At 72.2% G+C, this 12,914-nt stretch carries 9 protein-coding genes and 1 pseudogene; 6 read left to right on the top strand and 4 right to left on the bottom strand.

Translation table 11 applies throughout. The features are described from left to right. Positions 1-96: 96 nt before the first annotated feature. A complete protein-coding gene (locus G3I53_RS01960; protein WP_164336922.1) occupies positions 97-681 on the bottom strand; it encodes a biotin transporter BioY in 585 nt (194 codons plus the stop codon). A 451-nt stretch (positions 682-1,132) separates the two neighbouring features. Between G3I53_RS01960 and G3I53_RS01955 the strand changes: the two genes are divergently transcribed. From G3I53_RS01955 to G3I53_RS01945, 3 genes are all read left to right on the top strand, one after another. Further along, entirely contained in the window at positions 1,133-2,512 is a 1,380-nt protein-coding gene (locus G3I53_RS01955) for an amino acid permease (RefSeq protein WP_164336920.1), read from the top strand. 140 nt (positions 2,513-2,652) lie between these two features. Then, complete coding sequence (locus G3I53_RS01950; protein ID WP_164336918.1) at positions 2,653-3,300, top strand: superoxide dismutase; 648 nt, start codon at positions 2,653-2,655, stop codon at positions 3,298-3,300. Between the two features lie 132 nt (positions 3,301-3,432). Beyond that, positions 3,433-3,675, top strand: coding sequence for a hypothetical protein (locus G3I53_RS01945; RefSeq protein ID WP_164336917.1), 243 nt, complete (start codon positions 3,433-3,435; stop codon positions 3,673-3,675). 6 nt (positions 3,676-3,681) lie between these two features. Here the strand turns inward: G3I53_RS01945 and G3I53_RS01940 are convergent, their stop codons facing one another. Next, positions 3,682-4,329: a DsbA family protein gene (locus G3I53_RS01940; RefSeq protein ID WP_164336915.1), complete on the bottom strand. Its 648-nt coding sequence runs from the start codon at positions 4,327-4,329 to the stop codon at positions 3,682-3,684. A 149-nt stretch (positions 4,330-4,478) separates the two neighbouring features. On the opposite strand from G3I53_RS01940, the gene pepN reads away from it, so the two are divergent. Continuing rightward, positions 4,479-7,064 carry an aminopeptidase N gene (gene pepN / locus G3I53_RS01935; protein WP_164336913.1) on the top strand — a complete coding sequence of 862 codons (2,586 nt, stop codon included), beginning with the start codon at positions 4,479-4,481 and terminating at the stop codon, positions 7,062-7,064. Positions 7,065-7,284: 220 nt separating this feature from the next. Beyond that, positions 7,285-8,322: a hypothetical protein gene (locus G3I53_RS01930; RefSeq protein WP_164336911.1), complete on the top strand. Its 1,038-nt coding sequence runs from the start codon at positions 7,285-7,287 to the stop codon at positions 8,320-8,322. Positions 8,323-8,427: 105 nt separating this feature from the next. On the opposite strand, the gene G3I53_RS01925 is transcribed toward G3I53_RS01930, so the two are convergent. Then, positions 8,428-8,868 (bottom strand): NUDIX hydrolase, encoded by a 441-nt coding sequence (locus G3I53_RS01925; protein ID WP_164336924.1) that lies wholly within the window; start codon positions 8,866-8,868, stop codon positions 8,428-8,430. A 310-nt stretch (positions 8,869-9,178) separates the two neighbouring features. On the opposite strand from G3I53_RS01925, the gene G3I53_RS01920 reads away from it, so the two are divergent. Beyond that, the gene (locus tag G3I53_RS01920) at positions 9,179-12,490 is read left to right on the top strand and encodes a S8 family serine peptidase (protein ID WP_164336909.1); all 3,312 of its coding nucleotides are present in this window, start codon (positions 9,179-9,181) and stop codon (positions 12,488-12,490) included. Between the two features lie 92 nt (positions 12,491-12,582). On the opposite strand, the pseudogene G3I53_RS01915 reads toward G3I53_RS01920, so the two are convergent. Then, positions 12,583-12,914: pseudogene (locus G3I53_RS01915) on the bottom strand (hypothetical protein); the annotation flags it as partial.

Below are 12,914 nucleotides of genomic sequence, written 5' to 3'. Positions count from 1 at the left end.
GGCCGGCCGCCGTGGCCGGTCGCGGCGGCGGGCCCTCGGACACGGCGACGGCCCCCGGCGGATCGCCGGGGGCCGTCGTGCGGTGCGGTGCCGCGGTCAGCGCTTGTCGACGAGCTTCCAGGCGGCGGGCAGCAGTCCCATCGCCAGGGCGGCCTTCAGGGCGTCCCCGATGAGGAAGGGGGTCAGGCCGGCCGCGATCGCGGCGGAGGCGGACATGCCGGTGGCGAGGGCCAGGTAGGGCACGCCCACGGCGTAGATGACGGCGGAGCCGAGCAGCATCGAGCCGGCCGTGCGCAGCACCGAGCGGTCGGCGCCGCGCCGGGCGAGGGCGCCGACGAGGGCGGCGGCGAGCACCATGCCGAGGATGTAGCCGAAGGACGGCATGCCGAGCCCGGAGGCGCCCTCCGCGAACCACGGCACGCCCGCCATGCCGGCCAGGGCGTACAGGGCGAGGGAGAGGACGCCGCGGCGGGCCCCGAGGGCGGTGCCGACGAGCAGCGCGGCGAAGGTCTGGCCGGTCACCGGCACCGGGGAGCCGGGGATGGGCACGGCGATCTGCGCGGCGAGACCGGTGAGGGCGGCGCCGCCGAGGACCAGGGTGGCGTTGCGCACGCGGGAGGCCGGGAGCAGGTCGGCGAGGACCAGTCCGGGGCGGGCGGTGGTGGCGGCGGCTGTGCTCATCGGGACTCCGCTGGGTGAGGGCAGTTGGGGACACCGTGACGCTATCCCGGCCGCTCGCGCCGATCACCGTCAGCGCTCGACAAAGGCGGGACCACGAGGTTGGTGGGCTCCTGACAAAGTAGGCGGGTCACACCTCGCGGGAGGTGATGCCGGTCACTGAGGCAGGGAGGCTTCCCTCACCCGGGCGGGCCGCCGGCGACTGTAGGGTTTCGCCAATCGGGCGGGCGGAGTCCGCCCCACCCCTCCGCACGGCGGGTCAGGGGGCGGGTACCGAGCGTGCGCCGGGTGTCCGTATCGTGGGCGGTCGCCGCTGCGTGGGCGTCCGGGCGCCCAGACTGTCGGCGTTTTGCCCGGCCGTCGGCCCTGCCCGGGGGACACCCCACGCCCTCCCCCGCGCGCCCGGCGGATCCTTCCGCACGTACCCCCCATGTCTACGCATTGGACGAACCGCGTGTCCAACACCACCGTGACCACGCCTCCGAAGGCGGACGGCTCCTCCCTGTCCCACGGCCTGAAGCAGCGCCACCTGTCGATGATCGCCCTCGGCGGGGTGATCGGTGCCGGCCTGTTCGTCGGCTCCGGCGCGGGCATCGCGGCCGCGGGGCCGTCGATCGTCCTCGCCTACACCCTGTCCGGACTGCTGGTCATGCTGGTGATGCGGATGCTCGGCGAGATGTCGGCCGCGTATCCGTCGTCGGGTTCCTTCTCGGCGCACGCCGAGCGGGCGATCGGCCCGTGGGCGGGCTTCACGGCGGGCTGGTCGTTCTGGGTGCTGCTGTGCACGGCGGTCGGCCTTGAGGGCATCGGCGCGGCGAAGATCGTCACCGGCTGGCTGCCCGGGACGCCCGAGTGGGCGTGGGTGGCGCTGTTCATGGTGGTGTTCTGCGCGACCAACCTGGCGGCGGTGAAGAACTTCGGCGAGTTCGAGTTCTGGTTCGCGGCGCTGAAGGTCGGCGCGATCAGCCTGTTCCTGGTGCTGGGCGTGCTGGCGGTGGCGGGCGTGCTGCCGGGCACCGACTCGCCGGGCGGCGCGAACCTCACCGAGCTGCTGCCGAACGGCGCCGAGGGGCTGGTGATCGGGCTGCTGGCGTCGGTGTTCGCCTATGGCGGCCTGGAGACGGTGACGATCGCGGCGGCCGAGTCGGAGAACCCGGTGCGGGGCGTGGCGAGCGCGGTGCGCACGGCGATGTGGCGGATCGCGCTGTTCTACATCGGCTCGATGGCGGTCATCGTCACCCTGGTCCCGTGGGACTCCCCCGCGGTGGTCGAGGCCGGCCCGTACGTGGCGGCCCTGGACCGGCTGGGCATTCCGGGCGCCGGCCAGCTGATGAACGTGGTGGTGCTGGTCGCGCTGCTGTCCGCGATGAACGCGAACATCTACGGCGCCTCCCGGATCGGCTACTCGCTGGTGGAGCGCGGTCAGGGCCCGAAGGTGCTCGGCCGGGTGTCGGGCGGGGTGCCGCGCCTCGCGGTGCTGGCGTCGTCGGTCTTCGGCTTCCTGTGCGTGCTGCTGAGCTACTGGCGGCCGGACGACGTCTTCTCCTGGCTGCTGAACATGATCGGCGCGGTGATCCTCATCGTGTGGATCTTCATCGCGGTGTCGCAGCTGCGGCTGCGGCGCCGGCTGGAGCGGGAGGCGCCGGAGCGGCTGGCCGTGCGGATGTGGGCGTTCCCGTACCTGACGTGGGTGGCGCTGGCCGGCATGGCGGCGGTGTTCGTGCTGATGGCACGGGAGCCGGACACCCGCGTGCAGCTGTACTCGACGGGCGGCATGACGCTGTTCCTGTCGGCCGTGGGCTACGCCTGGCAGCGGGCGCGCGCCCGCACCTGAGCCGCATCGTCCCGGCAGGGCCCCCGCGTGGACGGAACACGCGGGGGCCCTTTCGTGTGTCCGGACCCGCGCACCCCTCTTCTGCTGTTAACGTGCAGTTGCAAGCTCTTTGCAATAAGAGGTTCGGAGGGGACCCCCGCATGCCCGTCTACACGCTGCCCGACCTGCCCTACGACTACGCCGCGCTGGCGCCCGTCATCAGCCCCGAGATCATCGAGCTGCACCACGACAAGCACCACGCGGCCTACGTGAAGGGCGCCAACGACACCCTGGAGCAGCTCGCCGAGGCCCGGGACAAGGAGTCGTGGGGCTCGGTCAACGGGCTGGAGAAGAGCCTGGCGTTCCACCTCTCCGGGCACATCCTGCACTCGATCTACTGGCAGAACATGACCGGACCGAAGGAGGGCGGCGGCGAGCCCCTGGAGCAGGACGGCGTGGGCGAGCTCGCCGACGCGATCACCGAGTCGTTCGGCTCGTTCGCCGGTTTCAAGGCGCAGCTGTCCAAGGCTGCCGCGACCACGCAGGGCTCGGGGTGGGGCGTCCTGGCGTACGAGCCGCTGAGCGGGCGCCTGATCGTGGAGCAGGTCTACGACCACCAGGGCAACGTCGGTCAGGGCGCCACCCCCATCCTGGTCTTCGACGCCTGGGAGCACGCCTTCTACCTGCAGTACCGCAACCAGAAGGTGGACTTCATCGAGGCGATGTGGCAGGTCGTCGACTGGCAGGACGTCGCCCGCCGCCACGCCGCGGCGAAGTCCCGCACGGACGTGCTGCTGCTCGCGCCCTGACGGCAGCCGTGAGCGTCCTGCCTCGTGATCGTCTTCTCACCGTTCACCCGGCAGGCGGAAAGAGGGAAGCCCCCGCGACGACCTGAGTCGCGGGGGCTTCCGGCTCGGGGCACCCCGGGGCAGAGTGGGGCAATGGCGACACCGAGAACCATGAAACTGCCCTGCTGGACCTGCGGGACGGCCCAGCGGCACCGTCAGCTGCACCGCACCGAGCAGGACTGGCTCAAGGAGCGGCTGGGCCGCTCGGGGGTCAACGAGTTCTGGCTGTGCGAGAACGTCCTCGACCCGGACACCGGACGGCAGTGCCGCAACCTGCGCACCGGGTTCGTCATGAAGCCGTTCCCCAAGGCCGTCCGGGCGCCCGTCCCGGAGTGAGGCCGGTCACAGGTTACTGAAGTCGGGGTCCTTGGTGCGCGAGCGCTTGATCTCGTAGAAGCCGGGGACCGAGGCGACCGCCAGGGTGCCGTCCCACAGGCGGGCGGCCTCCTCGCCCTTGGGCGCGGGGGTGACGACCGGGCCGAAGAAGGCGATCTGCTCGCCGTCGGGGCCGGGCACCGCGATGACCGGGGTGCCGACGTCCTGGCCCACCTTCTCGATGCCCTCCTGGTGGGAGGCGCGCAGCTGCGCCTCGTACGGGGTGTCGTCCCAGTGCTGCATCAGCGTCCCGGGCAGGCCGACGTCCTTCAGGGCGGCGGCGACGGTCTCCTTGCCGGGGCCCTCGTCCTTGTTGTGGATGCGGGTGCCGAGCGCGGTGTACAGGTCGCCGAGGACCTCCGCGCCGTGCTCCTCCTGGGCGGCGATCACGACCCGCACCGGGCCCCACGCCTTGGTCTCCAGCAGCTCGCGGTACTCCTCGGGGAGCTCGTCCAGCCGGTCCTCGTTCAGCACGGCGAGGCTCATCAGGTGCCAGCGCACCTCGATGTTCCGGACCTTCTCCACCTCCAGCACCCAGCGCGAGGTCATCCAGGCCCAGGGGCACAGCGGGTCGAACCAGAAGTCGACGGGGGTGGGGGTGGACTGCTCGGACATGTCGCTCCTCACGGGGGAAGGGGTGGAAGGGGTCCTTCCTCAGGGAACACCAGGTCGCCTCCCGGCCATTCCCGGCTGCTCCCTGTCAGGGGCGCATGGCAGGATCGGTGCTGTTCAGCCATGTCGACGACGCATGAGGAGTGCCGCCCGTGCCCGGTGAGAATCTGACCCGCGACGAGGCCCGGGAACGGGCCGCCCTGCTGTCGGTCGACGGGTACGAGGTGTCCCTCGACCTGCGCTCGGCGACCGGCGACGCGGGCGGCCAGGACCCCCGCACCTTCCGCTCGGTCACCACCCTGCGGTTCCGCTGCGCCGAGCCCGGGGCCGGCAGCTTCGCCGACCTGATCGCGCCGAGTGTGACGGCCGTCTCCCTCAACGGGCGGGACCTGGACCCGGGCGAGGTCTTCGACGGCACCCGGATCCTGCTGGAGGACCTGGCCGCCGACAACGAGCTGATCGTGGACGCGCAGTGCGCCTACTCCCGCACCGGCGAGGGCATGCACCGCTTCGTCGACCCCGAGGACGGCGAGGTGTACCTGTACACCCAGTACGAGCCGGCCGACGCCCGCCGGGTCTTCGCCAATTTCGAGCAGCCCGACCTCAAGGCCCCCTACCGCTTCGAGGTGCGCGCCCCGGAGGGGTGGACGGTGTGGAGCAACGGCGCCGGTGAACTGTCCGACGGGGTGTGGCGGTTCGCCGAGACCAAGCCGATCTCGACGTACATCACCTGCGTCGTCGCCGGCCCCTACCACTACGTCACGGACACCTACGAGCGCGAGTTCGCCGACGGCACGCGCCTGGAGATCCCGCTCGGCGCGATGTGCCGCAAGGCGCTGGCGCCGCACTTCGACGCCGACGACGTGTTCCTGGTGACGAAGCAGGGCCTGGACTTCTTCCACGACCACGTCGACTACCCGTACCCGTTCGGCAAGTACGACCAGGCGTTCGTGCCCGAGTACAACCTGGGCGCCATGGAGAACCCGGGGATGGTGACCTTCCGCGAGGAGTTCATCTTCCGGGGCAAGGTGACACAGGCGTCGTACGAGGGCCGGGCCAACGTCATCCTGCACGAGATGGCGCACATGTGGTTCGGCGACCTGGTCACCATGGAGTGGTGGGACGACCTGTGGCTGAAGGAGTCCTTCGCCGACTTCATGGGCGCGTTCTCCCTGGTGGGCGCCACCCGCTTCACCGACGGCTGGATCACCTTCGCCAACCGCCGCAAGGCGTGGGCGTACCGCGCGGACCAGCTCCCGTCGACGCACCCGGTCACCGCGGACATCCGCGACCTGCAGGACGCCAAGCTGAACTTCGACGGCATCACCTACGCCAAGGGCGCCTCGGTGCTCAAGCAGCTGGTGGCGTACGTCGGCCAGGAGGCGTTCCTGGAGGGTGCCCGGCGCTACTTCAAGCGCCACGCGTACGGCAACACCCGCCTCGGCGACCTGCTGTCGGTGCTGGAGGAGACCAGCGGGCGGGACATGGCCGCCTGGTCGCGCGCCTGGCTGCAGACGGCCGGCGTCAACTCCCTCACCCCGCAGGTGCTGCTGACCGCCGACGGCCGGATCGACGAGCTGGCCGTGGTGCAGGAGGCCGCCGAGTCCCACCCCGAACTGCGCCCGCACCGGGTGGCGATCGGCCTGTACCGGCGCACCGGCTCCGGCACGCTGGAGCGGTACGCCCGCGCCGAGGCGGACGTCGACGGCGCCCGCACGGTCGTCGCCGAGCTCGCCGGGGCCGAGGCGCCGGAGCTCGTCCTGGTCAACGACGACGACCTCACCTACTGCAAGATCCGCTTCGACGAGACCTCGCTGGCCACGCTGCGCGAGCACCTGGGCGCGCTGACCGACCCGCTGGCCCGCGCGCTGTGCTGGTCGGCGCTGTGGAACATGACCCGGGACGCGCTGCTGCCCGCACGGGACTTCATCGGCCTGGTGCTGCGCTTCGCCGGCCGGGAGTCCGACATCGGCGTGCTCCAGATGCTGCACGCCTGGGCCGAGTCGGCCCTCGTCCACTACACGGCACCCGCCCGGCGCGAGGCGGCCGGGGTGCGGCTCGCCGAGGGGGCCCGCCGTGAGCTGCAGAGCGCGGTGGCGGGCAGTGAACAGCAGCTGGCCTGGGCGCGGTTCCTCGCGTCGGTGGCTTCCGCGCCGGGCGACCTGCAGCTGCTCCAGGACCTGCTGTCCGGCACGGTCACGATCGACGGGCTGGACGTGGACCAGGAGCTGCGCTGGGCGTTCCTGGAGCCGCTGGCCGCGCACGGGGTCGCGGACGAGAAGACGCTGGCCGAGGAACTGGCCCGCGACGACACCGCCTCCGGCAAGCGGCACCAGGTGCGCTGCCTGGCGGCCCGGCCCTCGGCGGAGGTCAAGGCCCGCTGCTGGGAGCAGGTCGTGGAGTCCGACACGCTGTCGAACGCCCTGGTGGAGGCCACCATCGCGGGCTTCGCCCGGCCGTCCCAGCGGGAGCTGCTCGCCCCGTACGCGCAGAAGTACTTCGATGCGATCGAGCGGGTGTGGTCCGAGCGGTCGATCCAGATCGGCATGGACGTGGTGCGCGGCCTGTTCCCGGCCCACCAGGACTCCCCGGAGACGCTGGCGGCGACGGACGCCTGGCTCGCCGCGCACGAGGACGCTCCGCCGGCGCTGCGCCGCCTGGTCCTGGAGGCCCGGGACGACCTGGCGCGCGGGCTGCGCGGCCAGAGCCGCGACGCGGCGGCCGACGCGCAGGCGTGACGGGCCCGTGACGCCAGGGGCCCCGTCCCGTGCCGGGACGGGCCCCTGCGGCAACCGTTACGAACTTCGGGCCATCACAGCCGTAACCCCTGGTCACACCCGAATGGACCAGGGCTTTTCGGCATCCGAACACGCGTCCTTTAGTGCAGGCTTGTCCCTGTTCGTCGACGGACCTGTAACACGGGTTCGGGGGCCGACGAGGCACGGGAAATTGCCGGTCATGACCCACAACACCCCGCTCTCCCCCCGCCCCCTGTACCACCTCGCCGACGTCCGCCGCCGGGTGCTGACCACCGCCCAGCTGCGCGCCCACGGCGTGTCGGCCGCCGAGACGAACGAGCAGTGCCGCCCCGGCGGTTCCTGGCAGCAGCTGCTGCCCGGTGTCGTCCTGCTCCACCCCGGGCCGCCGACCAGCGAGGAGCGGCTGCACGCGGTGCTGATGTACACGGCGCGGGAGCGGTCCACGGGCGTCCCGGTCCAGCCCGGCCGGGACACGCCGCCCGTCTCCCCCTACGGCGAGACGATGATCACCGGCCTGGCGGCGCTCACCCTGCACGGTTTCTGCGGCACTCCCCCGCTGCCGTCCCTGGACGCCTTCGACGTCCTGGTGCCCCGGCTGCGCCGCCTGCGCTCGACCGGCTGCGTCCGCATCGTCCGCACCTCCGCCCTGCCGGACGCCGAGCAGGTCACCGGCCTGCCGGTGGCTCCGGTGCCGCGTGCGCTGGCCAACGCGGTGACCCGGCTGGACGACGCGGTCACGGTGCGCCGCCTGCTGACCGAGGCGGTGCGCGGGGGCCACTGCGACGCGGCGTCGGTGGTGCGCGAACTGACCCGGGCGCGGCTGCTGAACCGGCCCTACGTCGTCGACGCGGTGGACACCCTGGTGGCGGAGGGCCGGGCGATCGCGGAGGACCGTCTGTACACGATGGTGCGCGAGCACGGCCTGCCCGACCCGGTGTGGAACGTCGACCTCCGGCTGCCCGGCGGCCCGCACCTCGGCGGCCTGGACGCCTACTGGCCGGAACAGGCCGTCGCCGTCGAACTGGACACCCGCGCGCCCCGGCAGGACGACGACGCGCTGTGGTCGGAGTACGCCCGCAAGCGCGAGGTGCTGGAACGGCTGGGCATCACGGTCGTGCACGTCACCCCGCGCAAGCTGCGCGACGCCCCGGACCAGCAGGCGGCCGTGGTCCGCACGGCCCTGATGGCCGCCCCGGACCGGGAACCGGCGGCCTACGTCGTGGTGCTGCCCCGGTAGGGGGCCGGGCCGACCGGAGTCAGGAGGGGAGCGGAGGGGCCGCCGGGCACACGGCGGCCCCTCCTCGTGTCCGGGCCGCGGGCAGCCCCTCCCGGAGGGTCCGTCTCACTCCACGGGGGTCGCCCGTCCCGCCGCAGGGCGTTCCCGCCACAGCCGCAGGGCGATGTCCACCATGCGCACCCGCACCAGGCCGGGGACGGCGTCCAGGGGCTGCCAGGCGGCGAGTTCGGTGCTGCCGCCGATCTCGTTGCGCAGGTCGCCGCCGGTGACGCGGCCCTCGTAGACGAGCTGCACGCTGTGATGGTCGGCGGGACGGCGCAGCCCGCGGCCGGGAAGCGTGCCGCGGAAGGAGCCCACGCCGAGCAGGCCGGTGACCTCGATGAGGTAGCCGGTCTCCTCCTCCACCTCCCGGCGCACGGTGTCGTAGGGGTCCTCGCCGTGTTCCATGCCGCCGCCCGGCATGACCCACTCGGAGGGCCCGCCCGGCACGGGAGAGCGGGCGAGCAGGAGCTGTCCGTCGCGTACCACCACGGCGTAGGCCGCCACCCTCAAGGTCTTTCGCACCCAGGGACGTTAGCGCCGAACCGGGCGGAGCGGCAGGTGAATATCCGGGCGGACCGCGCCCCGGTGCCGTGTCCGGGACCTGCGGGCGACTTGCCCGCTTCGGGGGGCATCCCCCCATACGCGCACCGGGGGTTTTCCCCATACATCCATTTCGTTTTCGGTCAACCCTCCCCAAACACCCGGCCCTTGCGACAGGCTCTGCGATCGTCCGGGTTCCTTTTCCGGACCTTCGCGACCGGGGCCGATCGGCCCGGGTCGCTCCACGATCGTTCCTTTACTTCAAGGGATGCCGATGACCCATTCCCCTCAGCGCGACTCGATATCGGGCGCGAGACGCGTCGCCCGCATCGCCGTGGCCGCCGGCCTGGTCGCCGCGCTCTCCGCGGCCGGGCCGGTCCCCATGGCTCTCGCCGCCGACGCGCCGCCCGCCGCCCCGGTCGACGGGGACGTCAAGTCCGCGCCCGACAAGCTGGGGTCGAAGGACGCCGACCTGCTCGCCGAGGCCAAGGCCGAGGGCGCCAAGCACGTCACCATGATGATCGCCACGGCGCCCGGGAAGACCGAGCAGGTCGCCGAGAAGCTGAACGCGGTCAAGGGCGGCTCCGTCGGGCACACCCACGACAAGCTGGGCTACGTCCGCGCCACCGTCCCCACCGCCAAGGCGGACGCGGCCATCGCCGCCGCCGCGAAGCTCTCCACCGTGCACGGCATCGACCTGCGCGAGGAGATCCCGCTCGACGACCCGACGCCGAGCGCCGACACCACCAAGGGCGCCAAGGGCAAGGGCGGCAAGGGCACCTACAAGGCGCCCGACAAGCGGACCCCGGCCAAGAACCCGTACAACCCGTCCTTCGAGACCGGCGCCGTCGACTTCGTCAAGCACAACCGCAAGGCGGACGGCCGCGGCGTCACCATCGGCATCCTCGACTCCGGCGTGGACCTCGCCCACCCGGCGCTGCAGAAGACCACCACCGGCGAGCGGAAGATCGTCGACTGGGTCACGGCGACCGACCCGATCGTGGACAACGACCGGACCTGGCGTCCCATGGTGTCGTCCGTGTCCGGGCCCAGCTTCGCCTACGACGGCAAGACCTGGAAGGCCCCGGCGGGCGACTACCGCATCAGCACCTTCCTGGAGTCGTACACCACCGGCGGTGACGCGAACGGCGACACCAACCTCGACGGCGACACCACCGACTCCTGGGGCGTCCTCTACGACGCCGAGGCGGGCACGGTCCGCGTCGACCTGAACAACAACCAGGACTTCTCGGACGACACCCCGATGAAGCCCTACAAGGACAAGTTCCACGTCGGGTACTTCGGCACCGACGACCCGAAGACCGACGTCGCCGAGCGCCAGCCGTTCGTCGTGGAGATCCGCAAGGACGTCCCGATGGACCCCTACGGCGGCGACTGGGTCGGCCAGAAGGCCGACTTCGTCAACATCGGCCTCATCGAGGGCTCGCACGGCTCGCACGTGGCCGGCATCACCGCCGCTCACGGCCTGTTCGGCGGCAAGATGAACGGCGCCGCGCCCGGCGCGAAGCTGGTCTCCTCCCGCGCCTGCACCTGGTCCGGCGGCTGCACCAACGTGGCGCTCACCGAGGGCATGATCGACCTCGTCGCCAACCGCGGCGTCGACATCGTCAACATGTCCATCGGCGGCCTGCCCGCGCTCAACGACGGCAACAACGCCCGCGCCGAGCTGTACAGCCGGCTCATCGACACCTACGGCGTCCAGATCGTCATCTCCGCCGGCAACTCCGGCCCCGGCGCCAACACCATCGGCGACCCGGCCCTCGCCGACAAGGTCATCTCCGTCGGCGCCTCCGTCTCCCGCGAGACCTGGGCCGCCAACTACGGCTCCGTGGTGAAGAAGAAGTACGGCATGATGCCCTTCTCCTCGCGCGGTCCGCGTGAGGACGGCGGCTTCACGCCGACGCTGGTCGCCCCCGGCGCCTCGGTCAACACCATCCAGACGTGGGCCGCGGGCGCCCCGGTCGCCGAGGCGGGCTACGGCCTGCCGGCCGGCTACGGCATGCTCCAGGGCACCTCGATGGCGTCCCCGCAGGCCGCCGGCGCGGCGGCGCTGCTGCTGTCCGCCGCGAAGCAGAAGCGCATCGACCTCACCCCCGCGAAGCTGCGCACCGCCCTCACCTCCACGGCCGAGCGCATCAAGGACGTGCAGGCCTACGAGCAGGGCGCCGGCCTCATCGACATCGAGGAGGCCTGGGACGCGATCCGTGACGGCGCCACCGCGCACACGTACACGGTGAAGGCGCCGGTCGACACCGCGATCGACCAGTTCCTGAAGACCCCCGGCTTCGGCACCGGTCTCTACGACCGCGAGGGCGGCCTGAAGACCGGTCAGAAGAAGACGTACGACATCACCATCACCCGTACGTCCGGCCCCGACCGTGCGGTCAAGCACGAGCTGGACCTGGAGAACAACGCCGACCGCACCTTCCGCATCGTCGGCGACGACGAGGTGCGGCTGCCGCTGAACAAGCCGGTGACCGTCAAGGTCCAGGCGAACCCGAAGTCGGCCGGCCTGAAGAGCGCGATCCTCGAGGTCGACGACCCGCGCACCGAGGGCGTGGACCACCAGGTCCTCAACACCGTCGTCGTCTCGGCGCCCCTGAAGTACACCTTCGCGGCGTCCGGCAAGGCCCAGCGCAACGACACCACGTCGTACTTCGTCACCGTGCCCGAGGGCGCCAAGACGCTGGAGATCGCGATGAGCGGCCTGAAGGCCGACAGCCAGACCCGGTTCATCGCCATCCACCCCTACGGTGTCCCGGCCGACCCGACCTCCACGGTCAACTGCTACCCGAACTACAGCAACCCGGCCAACACCTGCCGCCCCGACGTGCGGTCCTACCCGGACCCGCAGCCGGGCGTCTGGGAGATCGAGGTCGAGTCGCGCCGCACGTCGCCGCTGCTCGACAACCCGTACAAGCTGAACGTCGCCGTCCTCGGCGCGGCCTTCGACCCGGAGACCGTGACCGTGCCCGAGGCGAAGGTCGGCGAGCCGGCCGCCGCCTCCTGGAAGGTGACGAACCGCCTCGCCGCCCTGGACGGCAAGCTGCTCGGGGGCCCGCTCGGCTCCGCCAACACCGACCGGCCGTCCATCAAGACCGGTGACAAGCACACCACCACGGTCGAGGTGCCCGCGGGCGCCGCGTCCCTGGACGTGGCCATCGGCAACGTCACCGACACCGCCGCCGACCTGGACCTGGCGGTCTACAAGGACGGCGTCCGCGTCGCCCAGTCCGCCGACGGCGACTCCGAGGAGTCGGTGTCCATCGCCAAGCCGGCCGCCGGCACGTACACGGTCGAGGTCGTGGGCTACTCCGTCCCCGCCGGCACCGCCGAGTACGACTACCGGGACGTCTTCTTCTCGGAGACCCTCGGCACCATCACCGTCGACGGCTCCGCGCCGGTGAAGCTGGGCACGGGCGACTCCGCCACCGTCTCCGGCACCGTCACGGCCGCCGCCGAGGCGCCCGAGGGACGCGAGTTCTTCGGCCGCGTCCAGCTGGTCAACGAGCGCGGCACGGTCGCGGGCCTGGGCAGCGTGACGATCGAGAAGGTCGTCCCGTAACGACGGGTCCGTCGCCACGGCGCACGGCATGAGAGGAGGGGCGGGTGCCGGGCACCCGCCCCTTCGCCGTGCCGCCTCCCGGGCGGCGTCCCCTACTGGCAGGCCAGGCGGTCCGCCTCGGGCAGCGTCGCGGTGACCCAGGCCCGGGCGAGGGCCACGTTCTGCGCGCCGGTGACGAGCAGGTCCGGCCGGTCGCCCTCGCCGGGCAGGACGACGAGGACCTCGTCCCCCACGCCCGGGCTGCTCTCGGCCGACGCCCCCAGCAGGAACGTGACCGGGGCGCCCTCCTCCCCCTTGTGGACGCGGGTCACGGCGAGCGTGACGCGCCGCCCGTCCGCGCCCGGCACCGGCCGCACCGCCGTCACGGTGCCCTCCGCCACGAGCCGCGCGCAGGCCAGCCGACGCGCGCTGCCGACCGGGTCCT

Origin of the sequence: Streptomyces sp. SID14436 (assembly GCF_010548465.1) — a bacterium.
In the GTDB taxonomy this organism is placed as follows: Bacteria; Actinomycetota; Actinomycetes; order Streptomycetales; family Streptomycetaceae; genus Streptomyces.
The sequence above is the reverse complement of the archived record's forward strand: the minus strand, read 5'-3'. Positions and strand labels throughout refer to the sequence as shown.

Excerpts from the sequence above, each read along its gene's own strand:
- G3I53_RS01960 (WP_164336922.1), bottom strand. The coding sequence starts at position 681 with ATGAGCACAGCCGCCGCCACCACCGCCCGCCCCGGACTGGTCCTCGCC.
- G3I53_RS01950 (WP_164336918.1), top strand. The coding sequence starts at position 2,653 with ATGCCCGTCTACACGCTGCCCGACCTGCCCTACGACTACGCCGCGCTG.
- G3I53_RS01945 (WP_164336917.1), top strand. The coding sequence starts at position 3,433 with ATGGCGACACCGAGAACCATGAAACTGCCCTGCTGGACCTGCGGGACG.
- G3I53_RS01940 (WP_164336915.1), bottom strand. The coding sequence starts at position 4,329 with ATGTCCGAGCAGTCCACCCCCACCCCCGTCGACTTCTGGTTCGACCCG.
- G3I53_RS01930 (WP_164336911.1), top strand. The coding sequence starts at position 7,285 with ATGACCCACAACACCCCGCTCTCCCCCCGCCCCCTGTACCACCTCGCC.
- G3I53_RS01920 (WP_164336909.1), top strand. The coding sequence starts at position 9,179 with ATGACCCATTCCCCTCAGCGCGACTCGATATCGGGCGCGAGACGCGTC.